General features: G+C 67.6%; 20 protein-coding genes. 9 read left to right on the forward strand and 11 right to left on the reverse strand.

Annotated features, from left to right (window positions below; genetic code table 11):
• The first annotated feature begins 94 nt into the window (after window positions 1–94).
• The 4 genes from B0E54_RS13150 to B0E54_RS13165 all read left to right on the forward strand — a co-directional run bounded on the left by B0E54_RS13150 (window position 95) and on the right by B0E54_RS13165 (window position 2,019).
• The gene (locus tag B0E54_RS13150) at window positions 95–457 is read left to right on the forward strand and encodes a DUF2089 domain-containing protein (protein WP_234583671.1); all 363 of its coding nucleotides are present in this window, start codon (window positions 95–97) and stop codon (window positions 455–457) included.
• 74 nt (window positions 458–531) lie between these two features.
• On the forward strand, window positions 532–714 hold the full coding sequence (locus B0E54_RS13155; RefSeq protein ID WP_234583672.1) for a hypothetical protein: 183 nt from the start codon (window positions 532–534) through the stop codon (window positions 712–714).
• A 12-nt stretch (window positions 715–726) separates the two neighbouring features.
• Window positions 727–1,149 (forward strand): DUF2089 domain-containing protein, encoded by a 423-nt coding sequence (locus tag B0E54_RS13160; protein ID WP_234583673.1) that lies wholly within the window; start codon window positions 727–729, stop codon window positions 1,147–1,149.
• A 345-nt stretch (window positions 1,150–1,494) separates the two neighbouring features.
• Complete coding sequence (locus B0E54_RS13165) at window positions 1,495–2,019, forward strand: hypothetical protein (protein WP_234583674.1); 525 nt, start codon at window positions 1,495–1,497, stop codon at window positions 2,017–2,019.
• 112 nt (window positions 2,020–2,131) lie between these two features.
• On the opposite strand, the gene B0E54_RS13170 is transcribed toward B0E54_RS13165, so the two are convergent.
• From B0E54_RS13170 to B0E54_RS13190, 5 genes are all read right to left on the reverse strand, one after another.
• Window positions 2,132–2,479: a GlsB/YeaQ/YmgE family stress response membrane protein gene (locus B0E54_RS13170; RefSeq protein WP_234583675.1), complete on the reverse strand. Its 348-nt coding sequence runs from the start codon at window positions 2,477–2,479 to the stop codon at window positions 2,132–2,134.
• Window positions 2,480–3,104: 625 nt separating this feature from the next.
• Complete coding sequence (locus B0E54_RS13175) at window positions 3,105–3,485, reverse strand: hypothetical protein (protein ID WP_234583676.1); 381 nt, start codon at window positions 3,483–3,485, stop codon at window positions 3,105–3,107.
• A gap of 150 nt (window positions 3,486–3,635) precedes the next feature.
• On the reverse strand, window positions 3,636–3,773 hold the full coding sequence (locus B0E54_RS13180) for a hypothetical protein (protein WP_234583677.1): 138 nt from the start codon (window positions 3,771–3,773) through the stop codon (window positions 3,636–3,638).
• Between the two features lie 311 nt (window positions 3,774–4,084).
• Window positions 4,085–4,477, reverse strand: a complete 393-nt coding sequence (locus tag B0E54_RS13185; protein WP_234583678.1) for a hypothetical protein — start codon at window positions 4,475–4,477, stop codon at window positions 4,085–4,087.
• A gap of 133 nt (window positions 4,478–4,610) precedes the next feature.
• Window positions 4,611–5,846: a helix-turn-helix domain-containing protein gene (locus B0E54_RS13190; protein WP_234583679.1), complete on the reverse strand. Its 1,236-nt coding sequence runs from the start codon at window positions 5,844–5,846 to the stop codon at window positions 4,611–4,613.
• 371 nt (window positions 5,847–6,217) lie between these two features.
• Here B0E54_RS13190 and B0E54_RS13195 point away from each other — a divergent pair, with 371 nt between their 5' ends.
• The gene (locus B0E54_RS13195; RefSeq protein WP_234583680.1) at window positions 6,218–7,576 is read left to right on the forward strand and encodes a hypothetical protein; all 1,359 of its coding nucleotides are present in this window, start codon (window positions 6,218–6,220) and stop codon (window positions 7,574–7,576) included.
• 41 nt (window positions 7,577–7,617) lie between these two features.
• Window positions 7,618–8,109 (forward strand): NUDIX hydrolase, encoded by a 492-nt coding sequence (locus tag B0E54_RS13200; RefSeq protein WP_234583681.1) that lies wholly within the window; start codon window positions 7,618–7,620, stop codon window positions 8,107–8,109.
• Window positions 8,110–8,363: 254 nt separating this feature from the next.
• Here the strand turns inward: B0E54_RS13200 and B0E54_RS13205 are convergent, their stop codons facing one another.
• Entirely contained in the window at window positions 8,364–8,810 is a 447-nt protein-coding gene (locus tag B0E54_RS13205) for a hypothetical protein (RefSeq protein ID WP_234583682.1), read from the reverse strand.
• An 861-nt stretch (window positions 8,811–9,671) separates the two neighbouring features.
• On the opposite strand from B0E54_RS13205, the gene B0E54_RS13210 reads away from it, so the two are divergent.
• Window positions 9,672–10,226 (forward strand): hypothetical protein, encoded by a 555-nt coding sequence (locus B0E54_RS13210; RefSeq protein WP_234583683.1) that lies wholly within the window; start codon window positions 9,672–9,674, stop codon window positions 10,224–10,226.
• Here B0E54_RS13210 and B0E54_RS13215 read toward each other — a convergent pair.
• The 4 genes from B0E54_RS13215 to glgX form a co-directional block, all read right to left on the reverse strand.
• A complete protein-coding gene (locus B0E54_RS13215; protein ID WP_234583684.1) occupies window positions 10,192–13,173 on the reverse strand; it encodes a toll/interleukin-1 receptor domain-containing protein in 2,982 nt (993 codons plus the stop codon). The genes B0E54_RS13210 and B0E54_RS13215 overlap by 35 nt on opposite strands.
• Window positions 13,174–13,650: 477 nt before the next feature.
• Window positions 13,651–15,375: a malto-oligosyltrehalose trehalohydrolase gene (treZ, locus tag B0E54_RS13220; protein WP_234583685.1), complete on the reverse strand. Its 1,725-nt coding sequence runs from the start codon at window positions 15,373–15,375 to the stop codon at window positions 13,651–13,653.
• A complete protein-coding gene (locus B0E54_RS13225; protein WP_234583687.1) occupies window positions 15,372–17,504 on the reverse strand; it encodes an alpha-amylase family glycosyl hydrolase in 2,133 nt (710 codons plus the stop codon). The genes treZ and B0E54_RS13225 overlap by 4 nt, the downstream gene beginning before the upstream one ends.
• A gap of 1 nt (window position 17,505) precedes the next feature.
• A complete protein-coding gene (gene glgX / locus B0E54_RS13230; protein WP_234583688.1) occupies window positions 17,506–19,623 on the reverse strand; it encodes a glycogen debranching protein GlgX in 2,118 nt (705 codons plus the stop codon).
• A gap of 334 nt (window positions 19,624–19,957) precedes the next feature.
• On the opposite strand from glgX, the gene B0E54_RS13235 reads away from it, so the two are divergent.
• Together B0E54_RS13235 and B0E54_RS13240 are read left to right on the forward strand one after the other, a co-directional pair.
• The gene (locus B0E54_RS13235; RefSeq protein ID WP_234583689.1) at window positions 19,958–21,403 is read left to right on the forward strand and encodes a glycosyltransferase family 4 protein; all 1,446 of its coding nucleotides are present in this window, start codon (window positions 19,958–19,960) and stop codon (window positions 21,401–21,403) included.
• A gap of 147 nt (window positions 21,404–21,550) precedes the next feature.
• Window positions 21,551–22,195: a maleylpyruvate isomerase N-terminal domain-containing protein gene (locus B0E54_RS13240; RefSeq protein ID WP_234583690.1), complete on the forward strand. Its 645-nt coding sequence runs from the start codon at window positions 21,551–21,553 to the stop codon at window positions 22,193–22,195.
• Window positions 22,196–22,922: 727 nt separating this feature from the next.
• Here B0E54_RS13240 and B0E54_RS13245 read toward each other — a convergent pair.
• Window positions 22,923–24,206 carry a citrate synthase gene (locus tag B0E54_RS13245; protein ID WP_234583691.1) on the reverse strand — a complete coding sequence of 428 codons (1,284 nt, stop codon included), beginning with the start codon at window positions 24,204–24,206 and terminating at the stop codon, window positions 22,923–22,925.
• Window position 24,207 lies beyond the last annotated feature (1 nt).

Below are 24,207 nucleotides of genomic sequence, written 5' to 3' on the forward strand. Positions count from 1 at the left end.
GAGGCAGCCGAGCACCGACATTAAGAAAGTTAAGGTCCGACTCTTGGAAGTTGAGGATTCTTAAGGTACAAATTTAGGTATGACAGATCAGGCGATGGACTGGCAGGAACTCACCAGCCTGACGCGGGGGCAGCCGTTCGTCGTCGAGCGGGTGCGCCTGGCGGGCAACGGCGTTGCGATCGAGGGCGAGTTCGAGCTCCCGCAGCTGGCTCAGCTCAACGTCGAGGATCAGGTTTTCGTCACTGCGTTCGTGCGCTGCCACGGCTCGATCAAGGAGATGGAACGCATCTTCGGGGTGAGCTACCCGACGATCAAGTCACGGCTCAACCGGATCACGCAGATGCTCGACTTCGTCGAGACCGACCCGGCGCCGTCGCGGGCCGACGTCATCGACCGGTTGCGCCGCGGTGAGATCAATGCCCAGCAGGCGTTGGCCGAGCTGGAAGGCCGGTCGTGATGCCGCAGTTGGTGACCGTGAAGGTCGATCGCCCGGGCCACCGACCCATCCGCTTGTGGGTTCCGGTGCTCCCGGTGGTGCTCCTGCTCTTCCCGGTCGTGGTCCTGGTCGCGCTCGCGGCGATCGTGGCCTGCCTGGTGTTCCGCATCGGCGCGGTGCGGGCACTCGGCGCCGGTTGGCGCGTCATCTCCGCGCTGCCCGGCGCCCGTTTCGACATCGAGCAGGGCCGCACGGCCGTGCTCGTGGCCATCCGATAGGAGAGGTTCGACATGAACGAACAACGCAAGGACATCCTCGACATGCTGGCCGCCGGCAAGATCACCGCAGAGGAGGCGGAGCAGCTCATCGCCGCACTCGAACGGGACCCGGCACCGGCGGCGGCAGGTCTCGACGCCCGACCGAAGGGCAAGCTGAAGTACCTGCGGGTGGTGGTGGACGCCACCGACAACGGCGAGCCGTCGCGGGTCAACGTGCGGGTGCCGCTGCAACTGCTGCGGGCCGGCGTACGGCTGGCGGCGCTCGTCCCGCCGCAGGCGCTGGTCAAGGCCAACGCCTCACTCAGCGACTCGGGCGTGCCGATCGACCTGACGCAGCTCAAGCCCGAGCAGCTGGAGGCGCTCGTGGAGCACCTCGACGACATGACGGTGGAGGTGGACTCCCCCGATGCCACCGTGCGGGTCTTCTGCGAGTAGGCGCCGTCCGACCGGACGGCCCCTCGAGAGGGTGCTGCAACACCCTCCCGAGGTCTGCGCCCGCCGCAGCAGAGCACAGGTGAACTGCCAACCTGAAGTCTAGCCGCGCGAACCAGCGGAGGGACCACTCGTGCGAGTGGTCCCTCCGTACCGTGGCGGACGGGCACCGCCGCGAACCCGCAGCGAGCCTCACCCGAAGCAGCGTGGTCACGCCGGTGACCGCCGCGTGAACGCAGAGGCCAGCGAGGCAACACCGTTCGTGATGCCTCGTGACGGCACGCGCACGGGCATCGGCGGGGCGGGAGCTGTCCTACAGTCGACGGCACGGTCGACGGAAGGGCCCTCATGGACGAGAACGACAGGACGACATTCCGCACGTCCGCCCGCCTGATGTTCGTGTTCATGCTGCTGCTGGGTCTACCGGCCTGGGTTCTCGTCCAGGCCGTGCTGGCACTCATCGCTGGGCGGGTGGCGGCCGACTACACGAACCTGGCTGTCACAGGTGTTGTCTACGCCGTCGCTTTCAGCGCCTTCACGGTTCTGCTGCATCGGAAGACCTGGTCATCAGTCGACGTCACCGGTCCGGCGTTGGGGCTCGTCGAGAAGGGGCGGTCGGCCCTCCTCCCGTGGCAGACGATCCGGTGGACGACGATTCGCCGTCCTGGCCCGTTCGCCGTCCTGCAGGTGGCCCTGCGCCCAGGAGCGGTCGCACCGCCCGGCACGACGCTGCGTCCACGGATCCGTGCCGGTCAGCCGGTCTACACGGTCAACGTCGGTCTGGTTCGGCCCGGGACGAGCGTCCTGCGTGCCGAACTCGCCCGTCACCTGCCGCAGGTCGCGGCGTCGGAACGCAGTGCACCCGCTGGATGAGACTGTCACCGTCGGGTGACACGAGTGTCAGGCGAGCGGGGGCGGGCAGTGCAGGACCGCGATCGAGTTCACGGCAACCGGGTTCATTCGGCCCCACGCGGCAGCAGCCCGATCACGATTCGCGCTTGGCCTTGGTGCGACGGACGCGCCGACGAGGGGTCTCATCGCCGCCGGCAAGCCGGGTGAAGGTCAGCATGTTCGCCAGTGCCACGGCGATGATCGCGAGGCCGACCTGGATCGCGAGCACGATCCAGTCCCAGCGCAGCACCCACACCTTCACGCCGGCGTCATCGTCGACGTGCAGCGCCCTGGCGACCACGGTGCCCAGCACCGCCGAGCCGACGCCAAGAACGAACGTGGCGAAGATGCCGATCCGCTGCCTCCCCGGCAAGATGAGCCGGCCGAGCAGGCCGACGAGGGCACCGATGAGCACCGCGCCGACATAACCAGTCACCAGCATTGCTGTCTCTCCCCTCCAGCAGTGCCGAGGTACATGCCCGGATCTCACGTTCCCGGAAACCCCAGCCCTGGTCGTCACCCTGATGCGATTGAGGGCGGCGGGTGGGTAGCGTTCCACAATGGGATCCGCGTCGCCGCACCGACAGCTGGTCACGGCCTGCTGTTCATCAGCGCGGGCGCGCTGCCGGCGATGCTCCTGACCGGTCGGGCACTGGCCGTTGGGGGTTGCGGTGCACCGCCCTGACGGTGGTCGCCCTGGGGATTGCGGGGCTCTCCGCTTTCGTCCCGGCCGGCGGGCTCGCGGGCTGCGCGCCGGGCTGACCGCTGTGGGTGTCGCCAGCGGCGCGGTTTTCTCCACCCCGGCGTCGGTTCCGGCACCCGGGCGATCGGCCTGTGGTTGGTCGGCGCAGGTCTCAACTACGCCCCGCTCGCCTGGTACGCGATCAGGCCGATGCGCCCGGGTGCCCTCGATGCCGAACTCGCCGACGTCGACATCGATCGGGAACTGCGTCGGTACACGGTCCTTCAGCTGTGGGTCTTCGTGCCGTTGTCGCTCATCATATTTCGACACGCTCATCCGGCGCAGGGGTCGGATGACGGCCAGCTGAGGGATCCCCGCCACGCGATTAGCAGGAACCGTGCCAGTTCACCTTGGTAACGATTACCTGAAGGTAAAAAATGTTCCCGCGCGGGGTCGCGCAGTGGGTGATGACAGTCGACGGGTCCCACGTGTTGTGGTATTCCAATTCGACATTCGCGCTCGTGTAGTTGTAGAACTGCTTCGTCGGGGCGCTGCCGGTCCACGCACCGGTGGCCACCAGGGACGGAGTCTCGGTGGGGCCCGTGTTCGGGGGCGCCCAGTTGGGCCAGGCGCAGAACGTGCCCGGCTGGCAGTTGCCGGGCGGCCACGGCTCGTCGGCCGGCACGGCGGCCGAGGCCGACGCGGCCGGGACGGCGGCCAGCAGACCCGCGGTGGACAGGGCAAGCGCGAGGGATTTCAGTCGCATGAAAACTATTTCCTCCCCAGTGGAATCGGTCGATGAAAGTTACCACCGGGAAAGTTGAAGGGTCAAGCATCTGATCCACTGTGGTCTAAGCTTTGAGTTTGCTGTGATTCCGCTGAAATCGCCGCTCATCGCGGGGGCGCTTGCCGCTCGTCAGCGGATGAGGCCGACGAGCGTGACCCAGTCGCGCCACGCCGGCCAGGACCGGCCCCACCGGTCGGCGACGCCGGCACCACGGGCACGGCTCAGCCGAAGGGCGGCATCGAGGGCGGCGGCTCGGTGGCCGTTCACGATGCGCGCACCTTCGGCGTGACGTGGCGTAGGCCGTCGAGGAGGATCGCCGTAATCTGCCGGGCCTCCTCCTGCCAGCCGCCGATGGGGCGCATCTCGCAGATGCCGCCCATCGCGCGCGGTCAAGCCAGGCCCTTTCAGCTCCCGTCGCTGCTCTTCGCCAGCCACTAGGCGTCAGCCTTGCCGACCCGACGCCCAGCTGCAGAAATCGTGGCTCTGAATTCGGCCGTGGTCATTGAAACCGCGATCCGATCATCGACGGAGAACATGGCTATTCCCTAAACCCTTACTCGGAAAAGCCCAGTGGAGGATCAGCAGGGGGTCAGCTGCCAAGTCACCTTCGTCACGTTGACCGGCATGTACAGGTCGCCCCCGGTCCCGCCGGCAGGAGCACAGGTCTTGAAGGGAATCGACGAGCCGAAAGTGAACCCGGATATTACGGCGTCGCGGCCTGTGCCGTTGTAGAAGTTGAATCCCTGGATGCTGCCGGTCCACTCGCTGTTGGTCGTCAGAGAGGGCGTCTCCACGGGACCCTGCGGCGGGTGATTCCAGTTGGGCCAGATGCAGAGCATGCCCTGCGGGCAGTTCCCGGACCCCCAGCCTTGTATCGACACTCCGGGTGCTGCCGCGGAGGCGGCGGGGGCGGCGGCCAGCACGCCTGCGACGGACGCGGCGATGGCGATGGCGATGGATTTCAACAGCACGGTTCACCTGCTCTTAAATAGATGATCGTCGTTGTAAATTTACATTACCGGCGGAAAATTGACAGGTCAAGCACCTGAAACGACATGCCGGTCGAGGAGGGCCAGGCAGGCGTCGCTCTCGCCCACAGGCCGGTCAGCGAGTCAGGCCAACGAGCGTCGCCAGTCGCGCCACGCCGGCCGGCGCCGGGTTCGCGCGGGCGATCTCGGCAATCACGGCACGCGCCAACGGCCGGCACCGAACCTCAGCCGGCGCGACGCTGTCCGCGTCCACCAGGGCGCGGGAAGCCCCGCGCAGGTCACCCACCTGGAGGTACACCCGCGCGACATCAACCAGGTACGCGCCCCGATATTCGACCGGCAACCGCCGGAACGCCTCCCGCCGAACCACCGTCACGTGCCGTTGCAGCGCCTCATCGGAGTCAACCCGTTGCGCCGCTGACAGCACCCGCGCCAGGTCGACGGCGATCGGCCCGAAGCAGGTGCGGTGCGTGTCGTCGTACCCCCGAAGGTTGCTGGCGACGCCCGCGGCCCGGTCGGTCAGCTCGTGGGCGCGGCGGGCGTCGCCGCAGCCGGCGGCGGCCAGCGCAGCCTGGAGAAGCAGCGTCCCACCGACGGCCCGCTCCCCCGCGCTCCCGCCCCGGCCCTCGCCCCCGTGATCAAGAGGTTTGCGGGCGATTTGATCTCCAACAGTCCCGCAAATCTCTTGATCACCGGGGCCGGGCAGGGATGGGAGGATGCGGTTCGAGGCGCTGAGGGTCGCGGCCAGGGCCAGGCGGTCGCGGTTGGACGCGCGGAGCGCTTGGGCGACCGAGATGGCCGCCGTTGCCGCCAGGAACGGGTCGTCGCCGGCGGCGGCCATCGCCCGGTCGGCGGCCAGCCAGGCGAGGTCGGCCTCGCCGAGCTTCACCAGCAGGGACGAGGTGATCCGGTACGCCTGCACCAGCAGCTCCGCTTTTCGCGCGCCCTGAGCGGCGTCGAGCAGGCCCGGCAACACCCGCACCAACTGCCCGTAGTGCGCGTGCTGGTAGGTCAACCAGGCGTGCCCGACCTGCCGTCTCAGGTCGTCCGTCTGCGGTGGAGCCTGCGGGGTGTCGTAGCGGGCGAGCGCGGCCCGGATGTCGTCCACGCCGTCCGACGTGCCCGCCGGGGTGCTGCGCTGCTGGCCCAGCAGCACCTCCGGGTCGATGCGTAGGACGTGGGCCAGGTCCTGGATGACGGAGTACCGGTCGAGGGGGCGGACACCTCGCTCGATCTTGTCGACCCAGCTCTTGGACCTGCGCAGCCGGTCGGCGAGCATCTGCTGGGTCATCTGCCGCCGCACCCGCCAGCTCGCCACCCGCCGGCCGATCGGCAGGTCATCCCCTGTCACGCCGCCACCGCCGGTCCGGGACCGCGCGGGTCGTGTCGTCCACGGGTACGCGATCCGCCTCGGCTTGGGCGAGGAGGCGCTGTTTGGCTGCCTCCCGCTCAGCAGCCTCCGACTGCTCGCCTTTGCTCGGTTGCTTATCGCTGCTCATCTCCACCTCCGTCAACCGGGGCGGGACATTCAGCCTCTGCCGCCGCCCGGAACTCCCCTGCACGCAGAGAAGCGGGCTGCCGACTGACGGGCCAGATGGCGAGCGATGCGCTCGGTTGCGCTGGTCAGGACGTGGCTTGCGTGGGGTTGCGCTGTTCCCTATCGGACGGGGGCAACCCATAGGCTCATCACTGTTGGTAGTCGTGTGATGGCTGGAGGCTGAGATGGCGAGACCGGTGACGAATGCGGCGTTCGACGGGCTGCTGACTGCCGCTGGTTATGGAAACGCGCACGCCGCATTCGCACGCCAGCTCAATCACGCCGGTCGAGAGCAGGGTGCCTGGCGGTACGACGCAGCCAGCGTCTACTGGTGGCTGCGCGGTCGCCGGCCTGGGGAGCACGTCCAGGCGGCCATGGCCGAAACACTCGCTCGCAAACTCGGGCGCCCCGTCTCTGCGTCAGAGCTGGGATTCGGCGTTTCCGAGAGCACCGGAACATGCGTCTACCCGGCTTCCGTCGATGCGGCGATAGATGCGGCCGAGCAGATCTGGATGACGCTCGCCAAGCACTTCAACCGGCAGGTGAACGGGACCTTCGACAGCGGTAAAGCCCTACATGCGGCGTTAGGTTGGCGGTACGACCTGCCCGACGAGACGCTCAGTCGGCGCGGCCGGCAGCAGGTCACCTCCGCCGACGTCCAATCGCTGTACGCGCTGGCAGATCATTTCACCGACCTCGATCGACGTCACGGCAGCGGGTCTCCGCACACCCGTGCCGTCATGGCCGACCTGCTTGTTCGTCAGGTCGGGCCGATGTTGCGGGGCACCTACACCGACGCAGTGGGGCGCGATCTCATGCGTGCGGCGGCAACGCTCGCCGGCCAACTCGCCTTTATGTCGTACGACGCGGGCGAACACGTCTTCGCGCAACATCACGTGACCCTAGGTCTGCGACTTTCGAAGGCCGGTAACGACCGCCTCTACGGTGCTCATCTTCTGGCGAACGTTGCCACTCAGGCTGTGTTTCTGGGCCACGCTCGCGAGGCCGCCCGGCTCGCCGAAGCCGCCATTGACGGAGCTGGCCGTGCCCCTGCCACTGTCCTCGCTCGGCTACACGCCACCGCCGCTACGGCCTACGGACAGGCAGGCGAGCGGCGTGCCTGCCAACGTGCCCTAAACAAGGCTGAGCGCTCTCTCGACCGGACGGGCACAGATCCCGGCCCCCGCTGGGTCGGCTACTTCACCCCGGCGCACCTGGCCGGGGCCGCGCTGAGATGCCTAGGCGACCTGCACCTGTACTCGCAAGCCCTACGACATGCGGCCGACGCGCTTACCCTCGGCAGCCAAAACACCCGAACCCGTGCGCTGCACACGGCCCTCGTCGCTATGACTCACGCCCGGGCTGGTGACACCGATGCGGCCTGTGATTGGAGCCGGACCCTGGCGCGGGACGTTACGGGGGTCCAGTCTGCGCGCGTTCGCCAGCGCCTCGGCGAACTCACCACCACCCTCCGCCCGCACCAGTCGTCGAACCAGGTCAACGAAGTCCTGCATGCCCTCGCGGCCGCGCCAGCAGCCATCTAAAGCGAGAGCGCCACCTAGGCATGTCCGCTAGCGTCACCGAGGTGACCTGGACGGAGCCCGCCACCTGGTACGCCAACCTGGCTTCCTTCTACGCTGCCGCTGCGGCTTTCATCACCGACCCGACGGGCAACGTCTTGCTCGTCAAGCCCACGTACCGCGACCACTGGGCCTTCCCGGGCGGCTACGTTGACGAGGGCGAATACCCGCATGATGCCTGCGCCCGCGAGATTCGAGAAGAGTTGGGCGTCGCGCTGACAGTGGGCGCTCTGCTCGTAGTCGACTGGGCACCACCTACCGGGCAGCGCCCCCGTGCGATCGTCAGTTTCACGTTCGACTGCGGGTCCGTCGGTGGCCTCGACGGGTTCAACCTGCCGAGAGGAGAGTTGGAGGACGTCGCCTTCTTCTCGTGCCACGAGGCTGAGCGCCGCCTCCCCGGCAACGTCGCTAACCGAGTTGGTGCGGCGATGCGCGCCCGTGGGCGACACGCTCCGATGTACCTTGCGGCCGGCCTGACCTTCCCTCTCCGCCGATGACGGGGGCAGAACGATTTGCCTGCCTTCCCCTCCGGCATTTCGCCACCCCGGAGTCGTCGCCGTCTTCGCCGCGAGCAGTTCCGAATCCTCTCATCGCTCGTCATTGACCTGCGCGAAGTATGAAGCGGCTTGACGCCTAGCACCGCCGCTCCTTCATAGCCGAGTCCGCAGTAGGCATCGTTCTCCATGCCGCCAGTCGGCTCACCGTGACAACGGTGCCACCGCTGCGCGCCGGAACCGCCGTCATGGAGCAGTTAAACGAAAGCAATGATCAGAGTTAACGCAAGCCCATAGAGGGCGATGACGATGTGAAGGCCGGTCCAAAGTGCGTGAAGACGGATGCGATACATGCGCGGGAAAGCCCTGTAATGACTTTGGCGATGTTCAACTATATTCATGTCATTACCTAGAGCATTTATATCTCGAAGAGTATCAGTCAGCGCGCGGGCCTGACCAAGGTGGTAAACGGCCCGTTCGTGATATTTTGCAGACAAAACAGCCCCAAAGCCGCCTATCATGATTATCAAGACCCCGAGGGGGGTCGCGTTCACTGCGAATCTTTGCTGAATGATAAGACCGCTAAGCGCGGCAGTGACGACCAGGACAAAGTTAGTCATGGTAGCGCGCTGATTTTCGCATTGTCGCAGTTGCTGGCGGTGTTCGTTCCAGTACGCCAAGACGAGGTCGGCGGGATCACTCACTATTCACCCTCACGCAGGCTTGTCGTGTAGAGGCCGCTTGAACTGCGATCAGCGACGTGATGGGCATCCGTCACAGATCCGGGCTCTATAGTACCTACGAGGCTGTCGGGGGCAAGACTGCCCGTGATCCAATTGCGTTATTACGCACGCGTGCCCAGTCAGGGTTGATTGTACAACTCGCTGCGGGGTCTGTAGCGACCTCTCGTCGACGCTCGGAGGCTTAGTCTCGCCGAACAAGGCTGCGCCCTCGAGAGTCAGCGCGCTCGTATAGGGATTTCGCTGTCATCAGGACTCGCTATCGGCGGCGTGATAGTGCTAGGCGTTCATTCTCCGGACAGCCTTCAAGGCGTCTCGGAGATGGCCCACGGCTGCGTCAAGATCCCGCCGTGCAACGGAAGCGGACCCGGACCCCGAGCGCGAAACACGATCGATCACTTCAGGACCATATCTGTTCAGTTCATCTATGATCGCCGAGATCCTCTCATGGATGCGAACACGTCCACTCGGACTCGACGCCCCTGCACTCGTCGCGCCACCGCCGAAGGCCCGCGCAACGCGAAAGTCCGAACGGGGTTGTGCGGACCTCTGACTAAGCGAACGATCCGAGCCCTCGCCTCCCACTGTCATCATCGCTTGTCCTCCTACGTCGAGTGGCTTTGCCTAACGGTAGGGCGGTCGCCGCTTGCCGGTCCATGACGCCATCCAAGTGGCAGACCCACGCCAGCCCATGGCTCAGTTGGTCAAACGTGGCAGTATCGGCGATGATCAGCGCGCACCAAGCCCCTTCGCTCGGAGGTACCGGCTCCCATGGTCGTACGGATTGCCGTCACGGACCCATTGCCCGTTTTCCGACGTGGAGTGATGGCGATCCTCCGGGATGCGGGCTTTGAGCCCGAGGCACCAGACGACCCGTTGGCCTGGTTGCATGACCAGCAGCCTGCCGCGCTGATCTTTACGCTGCTGTCCGATACCGACTGGAACTTACTGGAGTCGCTCACCAGCAGTGCGGCCGACACGCTGCTCGTCGTTCTAGCAGAACGCGTCACGGTCGAGACGTCTGTTCGAGCGTTCCGCCTCGGAGCCGCCTGCATCCTGCCGCGGAGCACCAGCCCGGCGGCGCTAAGCGAAGCATTTAGTGCGGCTTTGAACGGGCGGAGCACCGTCTCGCTCGACGTGCTTCGTGCCCTGATCTTCACGGCACCATCGGAACCGTCCGATGACTATCCGTCTACCCAGGAACGGGAATGGCTTCGTAGCCTCTCCCGTGGTGTGACCGTTGGCCGACTCGCTGTCGAGGCTGGATACTCGGAGCGCATGATGTTTCGACTACTCCGGAATCTTTACACTCGTATCGGCGCAGCTGGACGCGCGGATGCCCTGGTTACGGCTCAGGCGAAGGGGTGGCTCGGACCCTAAGCAGTGCCCGCAGGCGGGCAAGCCCATCACGATCGTCTGCCACCAGTTCCCGAAAGAGGCTGCGCCGACGCGCTTGAATGCCTGGGTAGTCAGCGAGTTCCACGGCGGACTGGTATGCGTCGAGCGCTGCCTCCTCATCAGGCGCAGAGTGGCGGATGAGCGCCAGTCCCGCAAGCTGGAGTGCTGTGAAGTCAAGAGAATCGTAGAGTTTGGGTTCTGTGTTGGGCACCCGTTGCAAGATCGCAAGCCCTCGCACAAAGTCGTCCTCTGCTGGCCGCCGACGCCTACGCCTCCACTCCACAATGCCTCGCAAGGCGTATGCCCCTGCTCCTGGCATGCCGTGGCCAGACCGCACGGCCAGGTCAGCGGCCGCGTGGGCGTTTGCAAGGTCGCTGCGGCGTAAATGCAGCAGGGCAAGTGTGGTGCCAGTGATCCTTAAGAGGTTGGGATGACTTGTCTCCGCAGCAAGCCGGTGCGCCGTTTGCGCTGCAACGGTAGCGCTCACATCGTCACCGTCGAGCAAATAGGCCCACGCCCGCAGGTCGTCGCACGTGCCCGCGAGTATCTCGGCACCGTTGACGCGTGCTTCTTCGCCAGCCTGCTCAGCTAAAACGATACTCCTGACATATTCACCCTTTTCCAGAGCAATCTTGGCGTCAGCCAACAACAGTCTTGCGGCCAACCGCGCGTTGTCAGCGTCGTCCGCGCTGCTTGTAAGCTCGCCAGCAGCGTGCTCGGCGATATCTTGCCGAGCGGACGCGATAGCCCGAGTGGCGGCATCGAACTTTCCCAATTCCGTAAGGCAGATAGCCTCGTTGTAGCGCGCGTCAGCCCGGCTCCACACCTCACGACCGGAAGTCGTCAGTTCGACCGCTTCCTGAAAGGCGTCGAGTGCTGCACCAACCCAGCCTTGGGCCAGGTAAGACACCCCGAGCTGATTAAGTAGTATCAGCTGATTCTCGTTGTCTTTCAGCTCTGCATTACGCCGGCCCGCGCGCACTACATGTTCAACGGCCTCCTTTAATCTTCCCTGCTGCAATAGCGCCCGACCCAAGAGGCTATCGGTGAGAACAAGTGCGTGGGTATTGGTCGGCATTGAGGAGAGTCGCCTCAAGTAGACGACGAGCACCCATGTCTGCCCCCATCCTTTAAGATAACGATCGTCGACCTCCTTTATGATCCGCAACGCGCGTTCACCATCACCGCAGTCCAAATACAGCTCAATCGAGTCGAGATACGCTTCAAGATCGGTCAGGCTGCGTAGCCTGCCGACAGCCTCAATCTCGCGCCCACAGCGGTAGAAGTAGTGGGCGGCACTACGTTGGAGGGTCACCCGAATTTCGGCGTCTGCCGTCAAGAAATCGGCGCGCTCCGCTGGAAGCAATGAAAAGCGCTCTTCCTCCTCCTCGGAGCGTCTACCGGTCCCCCGGACGATTCTCCGGTCTACAAGACTGGTCAGAGCTTCAGCGATACGGCTGTGGGTTGTCTCCCTTACGAGTGCCATTATTGCCTCTGCCGACACAGGGCGGCCGTAGATCGCGAGGGCCTGTGCCACGTCAAGTTCCACATCCCCGAGTGCGGCGACGGTGAGTTCGCCGAGCGACCGCCCGCTCGTCATAGTTTCGAGGAGGGTCTGCAGCATTGCAGGCCTGCCTGCCACCATGCCGTGAATTCGTTCCGCGGGACGCGGCCAGGTTCGCGTCAGCCCAGTAAACAGGCCCCACTGCCGCGACGACATGGGCAGCAAGCCCGTCCCAGTGGCTGAAGCAAGACCCGAGAGGAACTCGCGTAGCTCCTCCGGCGGCAGCCCTTCGAGCATTCCGACAGACATCACCACTGGGGACCGCAATCGCTGCGTTGTGACAAGGAGGACCTGGACTGCGTGCCGGTCTCGGCCGGCCAGGTCCTCGAGCAGCGCCAACAGTGTCTCGTCGCGGAGCTTGCCGTCATCGTCAAGCAACTGTTCCAGGTCGTCGAGGATGATGAGTACGCGTTGCCCACCAAGAGCACTAAGAACCGCATCAAGCTTTGCCAGTATGCTGAGGTCACGGTCGATGAGACGGGTCGTCAGTGCCGCCCGGATTTTGGCGTTGGGATGGGCTGCGGCCAATCCCTCGAGCACTGTCGCGGCGTTGAGTGCCGGGTAGCCGCCAGCGGTGAGATAGTCGACCGCACAATCGCCCTCCTGCTCTCGAGCAAACTTGGCAGCCACTGCAGTCTTGCCAACGCCGGCCTCACCGAGAAGTGCCGTGAGTACGGCGCCGGGCCGCTGGAGAGCAGCTTTTAGTTCACCAAGCACCTTCTCGCGACCTGTTACGCGGGGCGGAACGAATCCAGGTAGAGGACGAATCATTCTCGGCTTCAGAGAATCGCCAGGGCTCTCGGCACGATGAGGCGACAGCTGTTGATCCATCTGCTTCAGAGCTTCGCTATCGTTCGATGCTGCGGCCGGGCTCGCGGCAGGAAAACGCACCCCACGAGGAGAGGACAGTCCAGCGCGCACGCCAGGAAACGATGCTTTAGCAGGCCGTGGCCGTTCTCTATCCACCGCAGCAAGCAGTTTCTTACGCGCCGCGACCTCGTCCGAGCCCACTAAGTCCACATATACTCGTGTCATCAGCAGGCCTGGCGGTTCACACGGTTGCACCCGTACTGGAATCAACAAACCGAGCTCACCCCTCGGGTCCTGCGCGAACGCCACCCCCCACTCTGCCGCACCGAACTGCGACGCTAAATAAGCAGGCGTTAACACGGCAATCACCCGACTTGTCGATATCACGCCCTTCTGCATTTCGTGAACAAAATCCTTACCCGGGCGGATATCCGCCGTCTGGTACCGCGTCAAATAGCCAGCAGCCTCAAGCTCCACCGCTATCCACTCGGCCCAATCGCGATCTTCTGTTGCATAGCTGATGAAAAAACTCTTCAGCATTGGATCTTTGTCCACCAGCTTCTCCTGCGGCCGGAAGTACACATAGTACGCAACAACGGCCGCCGGTTGAAGTGACTAAAGATCGACAATAAAGTTTTTGTTTTTGTGGTATAAGCCGAAGATCGGTGGGCCTGCTCGCCTCAAGACAGCATCTCAAGATCGGTTGAAAAGTCGAACCGCTCGCGCCGGAGACGGTATGCTCGCGGCCCCATCCAGGATCCCAGACACATCCATCCATGTGTGTACGGGAGCCAAGCAGCTGTGATGAAGAGGGTGTCGAGCCCTTCCGGGTCCATCGGATCAACACGCCGACGAGCGGATCGCCAAGATCGAACAGCAGACGACGACTCTGGGCCTGTCAAGGCAAGTCCTGGCTTGCGAAGCGACTGCCGCTGCCGTCGCGCGAGCAAGGCGGAGGACGCCTGCTCTCTATCCTGTTCTCATTTCAAATGAACCACATGTCGCACGGCGCTCACACCCTGCTTCAACTGCTCAGAGCGCCACGATCGCCGCTGTCTCCGCTGGCAGCTCAATCCGGTCCCGCATCACCGTGACCCCCTCCCCCGTAGCCAGCAGCACCCGCCGCGCCACCCCCGGCAGGCTGACCCCTTGCCCCCGCCCAGCGAAGTTGGCGACCACCAACGTCTCCCCTCGCCGCATCAGGAGGAACTGATCCCCGTGCTGCACCGACACCGCGTGCATCCGAGGATCCGACAGGTCGGCCACCGACCGCCGCAGCCCAATCAACCGCTGGTAGAACGCCAACATCGAGGCATGCTCGGGCTTGTCCAGCTCCGCCCAGTCCAACCGCGACCGTACGAACGTCTCCGGATCCTGCGGATCTGGCACGTCCCCCTCGGGCCACCCGTGCGCCGCGAACTCCCGCCGCCGCCCAGTCCGCACCGCAGAGGCCAACTCCGGCTCCGGATGCGACGTGAAGAACTGCCACGGCGTTGAAGCAGCCCACTCCTCCCCCATGAACAGCATCGGCGTGAACGGCGCGGTCAGCAGCAGCATGGCCCCGACCCGCAGCAGCGCAGGCGACAACGAAGCCGAGATCCGATCCCCGGTGGCCCGGTTCCCGATCTGGTCGTGGTTCTGCAGGTACGCCACCAGCCGATGACCAGGAACGCGGGAGTCCAGAGGCCGCCCATGGTGCCGGTTACGGAAGCTGGACCACGTCCCCGCGTGGAAGAACCCGCCGGTCAGCACGTCCGACAGCGTCTCCAGGGAGCCGAAGTCGCCGTAGTAGCCCTGCCGCTCCCCCGTCAGCAACGTGTGCAGCGCGTGGTGGGCGTCGTCGTTCCACTGGGCGTGCAGCCCGAACCCACCCGCCTCCCGGGGGGTGATGAGCCGCGGGTCGTTGAGGTCGGATTCGGCGATCAGTGACAGCGGCCGGCCCAGGTGCGTCGACAGGGACTCGACCTCGATGGCCAGCTCTTCGAGCAGCGGGATCGCCCGGGTGTCCGGCAGCGCGTGGACGGCGTCCAGGCGCAGTCCGTCGACGTGGTAGTCGCGCAGCCACATGAGCACGCTGTCGATGATGTAGCGGCGTACCTCGTCGGAGTGCGGGCCGTCCAGGTTGACCGAGCGGCCCCAACTGTTGCTCTGCTCGGCGAGGTAGGGCCCGAACTGCGGCGCGTAGGCCCCGGAGGGCCCGAAATGGTTGTAGACAACGTCGAGGATCACCCCCAACCCGCGAGCGTGGGCGGCGTCGACGAACCGTTTCAGGCCGTCCGGGCCGCCGTAGGGCTCGTGTGGGGCATACCAGCAGACGCCGTCGTACCCCCAGTTGTGTTCGCCGTTGAAGGCGTTGACCGGGAGCAGTTCGATCAGGTCGACGCCGAGGTTCACCAGGTGGTCGAGGCGGTCGATGGCCGCGTCGAAGGTGCCCTCCGGGGTGAAGGTGCCGATGTGCAGCTCGTAGAGGATGCTGCCGGGCAGTTGCCGGCCCGTCCACAGGCTGTCGGACCACTCGAAAGCGGAGTGGTCATAGCGGCGGCTCGGCCCGTGCACCCCCGCAGGCTGCCACGGTGAGCGGGGGTCGGGCAGTGCGGTTTCGTCGTCGTTCAGCAGAAAGGAGTAGTCGAGGCCGGCGTCGGGGACCTCGACCAGCCACCAGCCGTCGGCGGCGGCGCGCATCTCGTGGTCGGTGTCGCCGGCCAGGCGCAGCCGCACCCGGCTGGCGTCCGGCGCCCAGACGGAGAATTCGGTCATGAAACGGCCTCCTCGGCAGCGGTGAGAGGAGCCAGCAGAGCGACGGGATAGTCCGCCAGAAGAGTGTCCAGCGACGTCTCCCCGCCACTGTAGACCCGGCCGGTGAACAGGTCCTTCACCTCGTTAACACCAAGCGACAGGGCTGTGTCGCGCCAGCCTCCGGAGCGCGCCAGACCCAGCGGCAGGCGGGTCGCCACGGCGATCGCGCCGCCCCTGTCGAACGCCACCACGTGCCGGCCCGCCGGCCCGTGCGCGGGCACCGGCCGGTAGCCGGTGAACAGCTCCGGGTGCGCCCGCCGCAACCGCAGCGTCCGCGACACCACGAGCAGCTTCGCCGCGCCGTCGGTGTCGACAGGGGGACGCCAGCCGCCGTCGAGCCGCGCCAGCATCTCCCGGCGTACGTCGAAGTCGACGGGCCGACGATTGTCCGGGTCAACGAGGGAGTTGTCCCACAGCTCGGTGCCCTGGTAGGTGTCCGGCACGCCGGGCATGGCGAGCTGGATCAGCTTCTGCCCGAGCGAGTTGCACCAGCCGGCCGGGGTGATGGCGGCGGCGAGTTCGGTCAGCTCGTCGTGCAGGCTCGGGTCGTCGTACATCCGGTCGATGACCGCGTGCATGGCCTGCTCGAAGACCGGGTCCGGGTCCGCCCAACTGGTCGAGGCCGCGGCCTCCCGGGCGGCCTTCTCGGCGTACGCGTGCAGCCGCTCCCGCTCGATCGGCCACGCGCCGACGGCGGTCTGCCAGAGCAGGTGGGCGAACGACGGGTCGGGCAGCGGGGCGTACTCCATCCAGGTTTGGACCTGCTCGGCCCAGCGGTCCGGCAGCTCGCTGAGCACGGCGAGGCGGGCGCGGACGTCCTCGCCGCGTTTGGTGTCGTGGGTGGAGAGGGTGGTCATGCTGGCGGGCCAGCGGACCTGGCGGGCGCCGGCGAAGCGGTGGAACTCCGCCGGTGGCACGCCGAAGTGGGCGGGGCTGCCGCCGACCTCGTTGAGGGCCACGAACCGGGTCCAGCGGTAGAAAGCGGTATCCTCCACGCCCTTGGCCATCACCGCGCCGGTGAGCTGCGGGAACCGCATCGCCAGTTCGTCGTCGCTGTCGCGCAGCCGGCGGGTGATCGCGTCCAGGGCGCCGGTCAGGTCGGGGCGGCGGCGACCGGCCTCGGAGCGGGCGGCGGCGAGGTGCCGGGCGCCGTGCGGCGGGTAGCCGCGGTAGACCGGGAACGCCGCGGCCAGCTCGGCGAGCGCCGCGCGGGCCTGCTCGGTCGGCACCTCGGGGGCGTCGTACCCGGTGGTGCCGTCCACCGGCCAGTCCGGCAGCTCCTCGCCGTACTCCAGGATCTTCTCCACCACGAGCCAGGCGTTCGGCGCGGCCTCGCGCAGCCGGGCCAGGTAGCCGCCGGGGTCGCGCAGACCGTCCGGGTGGTCGACGCGGATGCCGTCGACCTCGCCCGCGGCGGCCCAGCGCAGGATCAGCTCGTGGGTGGCGGCGAACACCGCCGGGTCCTCCACGCGCAGGCCCGCCAGGCCCGCGATGGCGAAGAACCGGCGGTACGTCAGCTCGGCGTCCCCACGCCGCCAGGAGACCAGCTCGTAGTTCTGCCGGTCGTGCACCTCGCGGGCGCTGCCGTCGCCGGTGCCGTCGGCGATCGGGAAGCGGTGCTCGTGGTAGCGCAGCTCCCCGTCGACGAGCTTCAGGTCGTCCAGGGCGGCCGGATCGTCGGCCAGCACCGGCAGCAGCAGCCGGCCCCGGTCCCAGTCGATGTCGAACCAGTCGGCGTACGACGAGTCGCGCCCCCGGCGCAGCACGTCCCACCAGGGCGGGTTGGCCGGCGGTACGGCGACCCCGGCGTGGTTGGGCACGATGTCGACGACCAGGCCGAGCCGCTTCTCGCGCAGCGCCCGCAGCAGCCGCTGCCGGGCGGCCTCGCCGCCCAGCTCCGGGTTGACCGTGCGGTGGTCGACCACGTCGTAGCCGTGCGCCGAACCGGGCGTCGCGGCCAGCAGCGGGGCCGTGTAGAGGTGGCTGACGCCCAGGTCGACGAGGTAGTCGAGGATGCCTGCGGTGGCGTCCAGGTCGAAGCCGGGACGGACCTGGACGCGGTAGGTGGCCTGCGGAGGGGTGGCGGCCATGTCAGATCGTCCTTTCCAGCACCACCAGGGAGCGGTCCGGCACCCGGATGGTGCCGCCCGCGCTGATCACCGTGGCGTCGTCGGGCTCGGGCTCGGCCGTGCTGATCACCCGTTCCCACTTCTGGCCGTACTCGCTGCCGGGCATCGTGAAGTCCAGCGGCGCGTCGTGGGCGTTGAAGCAGAGCAGGAACGAGGCGTCGTGGTGTTTCTGGCCGTACTGGCCGCGCTCGCGGATGCCCTCACCGTTGACGAACAGCGCCACCGAGCGGCCGAAGTCGTTGCCCCAGTCCTCGCCGGTCATCTCCCGCCCATCGGGGGTGTGCCAGGCCAGGTCGGGCAACGGCTCGTCGCTGCCGCGCCCGCCCACCGGCAGGCCGGTGAAGAACCGGCGACGGCGGAACACCTGGTGCCGCTTGCGGAAATCGGTGAGCGTACGGACGAAGTCCAGCAGCTGCTCGTCGACGTTGTCCCAGTCGATCCAGGCCAGCTCGCTGTCCTGGCAGTAGGCGTTGTTGTTGCCGTGCTGGGTGCGGCCCAGCTCGTCGCCGTGACCGATCATCGGCACGCCCTGCGAGAGCATCAGGGTGGCCAGGAAGTTGCGCCGCTGCTTGGCCCGCAGGGCGAGCACCGCGTCGTCGTCGGTGTCGCCCTCCACGCCGCAGTTCCACGACCGGTTGTGGCTCTCGCCGTCCCGGTTGTCCTCGCCGTTGGCCTCGTTGTGCTTGTCGTTGTACGACACCAGGTCGGTGAGCGTGAACCCGTCGTGGACGGTGACGAAGTTGATGCTGTGGAACGGACGGCGGCCGTCGTCCTGGTACAGGTCGGCGGAGCCGGAGATCCGCGACGCGAACTCGGCGAGGGTGGCCGGCTCACCGCGCCAGAAGTCCCGCACCGTGTCGCGGTACTTGCCGTTCCACTCGGTCCACAACGGCGGGAAGTTGCCCACCTGGTAGCCGCCGGGGCCGACGTCCCACGGCTCGGCGATCAGCTTGACCTGGCTGACCACCGGGTCCTGCTGGACCACCTCGAAGAAGGTCGACAGCCGGTCCACCTCGTAGAACTCGCGGGCCAGGGTGGCCGCCAGGTCGAACCGGAAGCCGTCGACGTGCATCTCGGTCACCCAGTACCGCAGCGAATCCATGATCAGTTGCAGCGAGTGCGGGCTGCGCACGTTGAGGCTGTTGCCGGTGCCCGTGTAGTCGACGAAGTAGCGCCGGTCCTCCTCGCTGAGCCGGTAGTAGCTGGGCGCGTCCACGCCCTTGAAGCTCAACGTCGGCCCGAGGTGGTTGCCCTCGGCGGTGTGGTTGTAGACCACGTCGAGGATGACCTCGATGCCCGCCGCGTGCAGCGCCTTGACCATGCCCCGGAACTCCTGCACCTGCTGCCCGAGGTGGCCCAGCGCCGAGTAGCCGTGGTGCGGTGCGAAGAAACCGATCGTGTTGTAACCCCAGTAGTTGCGCAGGCCCAGGTCGACGAGCCGGTGGTCGTGCACGAACTCGTGCACCGGCATCAGCTCGATCGCCGTCACCCCGAGCCGGGTCAGGTGCTCGATCATCGGCGGGGAGGCGATGCCCGCGTACGTGCCGCGCAGCTCCTCCGGGATGTCCGGGTGGCGCATGGTCAGCCCGCGCACGTGCGCCTCGTAGATCACTGAGTGGTGGTACGGCGTACGCGGCGGCTTGTCGTTGCCCCAGTCGAAGTACGGATTGACCACCACGGACTTCGGCATGAACGGCGCCGAGTCGCTCTCGTTCATCCGCTCCGGGTCGCCCATGTCGTAGTCGTACACCGCCGGGTCCCACGTCACGTCACCGTCGATGGCCTTGGCGTACGGGTCGAGCAGCAGCTTGTGCGGGTTGCAGCGCAGCCCGTTCGCCGGGTCGTACGGCCCGTGCACCCGGTAGCCGTAGCGCTGCCCCGGCTCGATGCCCGGCAGGTACGCGTGCCAGACGTAGGCGTCCACCTCGCGCAGCTCGACGCGGCGCTCGGCGCCGGTGTCCCACTCGTCGAAGAGGCAGAGTTCGATCCGCTCGGCCACCTCGGAGAAGATGGCGAAGTTGGTGCCCATCCCGTCGTAGGTGGCGCCCAGGGGATACCGCTCGCCCGGCCAGACCTGCATGTCGCTCCTTCAGACCATGGTCATGTGCGCACCGCGCCACGAGCGCGCCGACGACAGGTCGCCCGCGCGCACGCCGGTATTGCCCTGCGCCCCGGTGCGCCAATCCATCCTTTCAGGCGATGACCGGAATCCACCTGTCTGATGCGTGCTACACCCTCAGGTGTCCTCCGTCACCATGGACGGTTTCGAGGTGCGTTCCGGGGCTCGATGCCTTTTGCTTGTCGGGGGGCACGCGTCCGCGCGCGACCCCACTCGGCCCTCGGCCACCCTTTCCACCTCTCGCTCCGCCGCCACTGACGCCGGCGCGCACCACCATGCATGGACGGAGATTGATGTGACGACCCTGCGGGTCGATGAGCAGCTCGCTGCCACCAAGGACCGGGCCCACCGGCCCACCCTGACCTCCCGGCCGCAGCTTCCCGCGCAGCCCGGCCCGACCGCGCAGCCCGGCGCGATCGTGCCCGCGCACTCCGGTCCCGGGGTGCCGCCGCAGACCCGTCGCATCCTCATGTTGTCGTGGGAGTACCCGCCGGTGCTCGTCGGTGGCCTCGGCCGCCACGTCCACGCCCTCTCCGTCGCCCTCGCCGCCGCCGGCCACGACGTCACAGTCGTCACCCGCCACGCCGACGGCGCACCCCTGGAGGAATACGCCGACGGCGTACGCATCCTGCGCGCCCCCGAAGACCCCGTCACCTTCCCCCTCGCCACCAGCAGCCTCCTGGCCTGGACCATGGCCTTCAACCACACCCTCACCCGCACCGCCCTACGCGCCACCCAGGCCGGCAGCTACGACGTCATCCACGCCCATGACTGGCTCGTCGCCCACACCGCGATGACGTTGCGCGACCACCTGGACATCCCCCTCGTGAGCACCATCCACGCGACCGAGGCGGGTCGGCACCAGGGCTGGCTGCCCGAGGAGATGAACCGCACCATCCACGGTGTCGAGCAGTGGCTCAGCAGCGAGTCCGGTCGGGTGATCGTCTGCTCCGGCTATATGCGCGACGAGGTGGGCGCGCTGTTCGGCGTACCGGCCGGCCGCGTCGACGTGGTCGCCAACGGCGTCGAGTCGCACCGCTGGAAGGTGCCGGCGCGGGACGTGGCCGCGGCGCGGGCCCGGTTCGCCGGGGACGGCCCGCTGGTCACCTTCGCCGGCCGGCTCGTCTACGAGAAGGGCGTGCAGCACCTGATCGCCGCCCTCCCCCGCCTGCGCGAGCGGCACCCGGGGCTGCGCGCGGTGATCGCCGGCGACGGCCCGTACCGCGCCGAGCTGGAGGCCGAGGTGCACCGCCGTGGCCTGGGCGGCATGGTCACCATGCCGGGCTTCCTGGGCGGCAACGACCTGCCGGCGCTGATGGCCGCGTCCGACTGCTTCGCGGTGCCGAGCATCTACGAGCCGTTCGGCATGGTCGCCCTGGAGGGCGCTGCCGCCGGAGCGCCCCTGGCCGTCGCGGCCACCGGCGGTCTCGCCGAGATCGTGGAGCCGGGAGCGACCGGGATGACGTTCCGCCCGCACGACCCGGACGGGCTCGGCGACGCCGTCGACGCGCTGCTGTCCGACCGTGAGCGGGCCCGCGCCATGGCCCGTCGCGCCCGCCGGATGGTCCACGACCAGTACGGCTGGGCGGCCATCGCCCAGCGCACCGCCGCCAGCTACGCCGCGGCCATCGCCAACGACGCCACGTTCACGGCCGAGCGCACCGAGCAGCGGATGTCCCAGGGCCGGGCCCTCCCGGCGCTGCCCGAGGGCAACCTGCTCGCCGCCGCCGGCCTGCGCTGACCCGCTCTTTGATCGACTCGGTTTCCATGAAGTCGGGGCGTCCCTGTGCCGGGGACGCCCCGACTTCCCGTAGACCGAGTCGATCAAGCCGTGCTGGCCACGCCTCGCTCCTCAGCGCCGGCCGGTCAGGCCTGCCAGAATGTGCGGATGTCTCGTCCCGTTGACGCCCTCGATTCCGCCTTTCCGGTCGCCGCCGCCATCGCGCTGGACCTGATCCGGCGCCCCGAGGTGTCCGCGCAGTGGTCGAACCCGAGCGCCCTGCCGCACCTGTCCGTGGGTGCCCTGGCATGCCACCTCGGGCGGCAGGCCGTACGCGCGGCGGAACTGCTGCCGACACCCGCCGACCTGCCCACGCTGGACTCCGCCGACAACCACTACGAGCGGGCCGCCTGGGTCACCGAGGGCACGCCGGCCGCCGACGCGGTCGCCACGGGCTCGGACGAGGCCGACGCGCTGCGCGGCCCGGCAGACCTGCACGCCCGCTCCGGGGAGGCGCTGGCGAAGGTCAACGATCTGCTGTCGCGGGGCGCCGCCCTCGACGTCGTGCCGATCCCGTGGCAGGGCTGGTCCCTGCGCCGCGCCGACTTCCTGCTCACGCGCCAACTGGAGATCGTCGTGCACTCCGACGACCTCGCGGTCAGCGTCGGCGTACCCACGCCCGAGTTCCCGGCGGAGGTCTTCGACCCCGTACGCGACCTGCTGGTCCGCCTGGCCATCCGCCGGCACGGCCAGTCGGCGCTGATCGGGGCGCTGAGCCGCAGCGAGCGAGCCCGGGACATCTCCGCCTTCTGACCCTCAACCTCCGACGCGTCCCACACGCCGCCCCGCCCCGGGCACGGTGTCCCCCGGCCCCTCCGGGTCCATTGTTCTCGTCCTGTCGACCTGCCCCAGAAATGGGGCGGCCACCGGAAGCCAGAAGCGCGGACGCGTCACCGAAGCGCCGATCAGCGTCACCGAGAAGCCCACGGGTCGGGACCGCCCCTCGATCGACTCCAGTTCGCCGAAATTGGCCCGGGACCGCCCTTGATCGACTCCAGTCCGCCGAGATTGTGGTGTCCCGACGCCGTGTATACCGCGATATCGGCGGACTGGAGGGATCATCCGTGGGTCCAGCCCGACCAACCCGCCGAGCCATCCGTCGACGTGGCAGGCCGGAATCGGGCGCTCGAAGCCCACCATGCCCCGCCCCGCCCCGCCCCGCCCCGCCCCGGCCCCGTCACGCCGCACCCCGCCGCGCCAAGCCGCACCCCGTCACGCCTCGCCTCGCCCCACCACGGAACGCCCCCCTCCACGCCGCCGCCTCGCCCCATATCTGGGGCAGCTCGACAGGGGCCGAACCATGGACTCGGGGTACCGGTGGGAGGGCCACGGACCGCCACGCGAGCGGGCGGGCGGGTACGGCGCAGGCCGCCGGCCCGGATCGGGTCGGCGGCCTGCGGGCGGTGCGGGCGGTGCGGGCGGTGCGGGCGGTGCGGGCGGTGCGGGCGATGCGGAGGTGCGCGGTGCGAAAGAGCGGAGGTCAGCGCTCGGCGAAGGGGAGATAGTCCCGCTCGGCGGCGCCGACGTAGACCTGCCGCGGACGGCCGATCTTCGTCTCCGGGTCGTTGATCATCTCGCGCCACTGGGCGATCCAGCCGGGCAGCCGGCCGAGCGCGAACAGCACCGTGAACATCTTCGTGGGGAAGCCCATGGCCTTGTAGATCAGGCCGGTGTAGAAGTCCACGTTCGGGTAGAGCCGGCGGGAGACGAAGAAGTCGTCGGCGAGCGCGATCTCCTCCAGCTCCATGGCGATGTCCAGCAGCGGGTCCGGCTTGGCCATCCGGCCCAGCACGTCCTGCGCGGCCTTCTTGACGATCGCCGCCCGCGGGTCGTAGTTCTTGTAGACCCGGTGGCCGAAGCCCATGAGCTTGACGCCGTCCTGCTTGTCCTTGACCTTGCGGACGAAGGACCGGACGTCGTCGTCGCCGGCGTGGATCTGCTGGAGCATCTCCAGCACCGCCTGGTTGGCGCCGCCGTGCAGCGGGCCGAACAGCGCGTTCACGCCCGCCGAGACGGAGGCGAACAGGTTGGCGTTGCTGGAGCCGACCAGCCGGACGGTCGACGTGGAGCAGTTCTGCTCGTGGTCGGCGTGCAGGACGAAGAGCATGTCCAGCACCTTCGACATCACCGGGTCGACCTCGTACGGCTCCGCCGGCACACCGAAGGTCATGCGCAGCAGGTTGTCCACGTACCCGAGGGAGTTGTCCGGGTAGAGCAGCGGCTGCCCGATGGACTTCTTGTACGCGTACGAGGCGATGGTGGGGACCTTCGCCATGAGCCGGACCGTGGAGATCTCCACGTGCTCGGAGTCGAACGGGTCCAGGCTGTCCTGGTAGAAGGTCGACAGGGCGCTGACCGCCGACGACAGCACCGCCATCGGGTGCGCGTCGCGGGGGAAGCCGTCGAAGAAGCGGCGCATCTCCTCGTGCAGCAGCGAGTGCCGCCGGATCCACTCGGTGAACTCGGTCAGCTGCTGCTCGGTGGGCAGCTCACCGTAGATGAGCAGGTACGAGACCTCCAGGAAGGAGGACTTCTCGGCCAGCTGCTCGATCGGGTATCCCCGGTAACGCAGGATCCCCGCGTCGCCGTCGATGTAGGTGATCGCGGATGAGGCAGCTGCGGTGTTGACGAAACCGGGGTCGTACGTCGTCATCCCGGTTTCCTTCAGCAGCTTGCTCACCCCGATGCCAGCGGGGCCCTCGACCGCGGCGTGTACCGGCATCGACAGCTGCCCACCGGGGTGATCGAGCTTGACTTCCGTCATG

This window comes from Micromonospora sp. MH99, from assembly GCF_021442385.1.
Taxonomy (GTDB): Bacteria; Actinomycetota; Actinomycetes; order Mycobacteriales; family Micromonosporaceae; genus Micromonospora.

Coding starts and splice junctions, on each gene's coding strand:
- B0E54_RS13240 (WP_234583690.1), top strand. CDS start 21,551: ATGTCTCGTCCCGTTGACGCCCTCGATTCCGCCTTTCCGGTCGCCGCC.
- B0E54_RS13195 (WP_234583680.1), top strand. CDS start 6,218: ATGGCGAGACCGGTGACGAATGCGGCGTTCGACGGGCTGCTGACTGCC.
- glgX (WP_234583688.1), bottom strand. CDS start 19,623: ATGCAGGTCTGGCCGGGCGAGCGGTATCCCCTGGGCGCCACCTACGAC.
- B0E54_RS13170 (WP_234583675.1), bottom strand. CDS start 2,479: ATGCTGGTGACTGGTTATGTCGGCGCGGTGCTCATCGGTGCCCTCGTC.
- B0E54_RS13245 (WP_234583691.1), bottom strand. CDS start 24,206: ATGACGGAAGTCAAGCTCGATCACCCCGGTGGGCAGCTGTCGATGCCG.
- B0E54_RS13175 (WP_234583676.1), bottom strand. CDS start 3,485: ATGCGACTGAAATCCCTCGCGCTTGCCCTGTCCACCGCGGGTCTGCTG.
- B0E54_RS13225 (WP_234583687.1), bottom strand. CDS start 17,504: ATGGCCGCCACCCCTCCGCAGGCCACCTACCGCGTCCAGGTCCGTCCC.
- treZ (WP_234583685.1), bottom strand. CDS start 15,375: ATGACCGAATTCTCCGTCTGGGCGCCGGACGCCAGCCGGGTGCGGCTG.
- B0E54_RS13165 (WP_234583674.1), top strand. CDS start 1,495: ATGGACGAGAACGACAGGACGACATTCCGCACGTCCGCCCGCCTGATG.
- B0E54_RS13160 (WP_234583673.1), top strand. CDS start 727: ATGAACGAACAACGCAAGGACATCCTCGACATGCTGGCCGCCGGCAAG.
- B0E54_RS13210 (WP_234583683.1), top strand. CDS start 9,672: ATGGCGATCCTCCGGGATGCGGGCTTTGAGCCCGAGGCACCAGACGAC.
- B0E54_RS13150 (WP_234583671.1), top strand. CDS start 95: ATGGACTGGCAGGAACTCACCAGCCTGACGCGGGGGCAGCCGTTCGTC.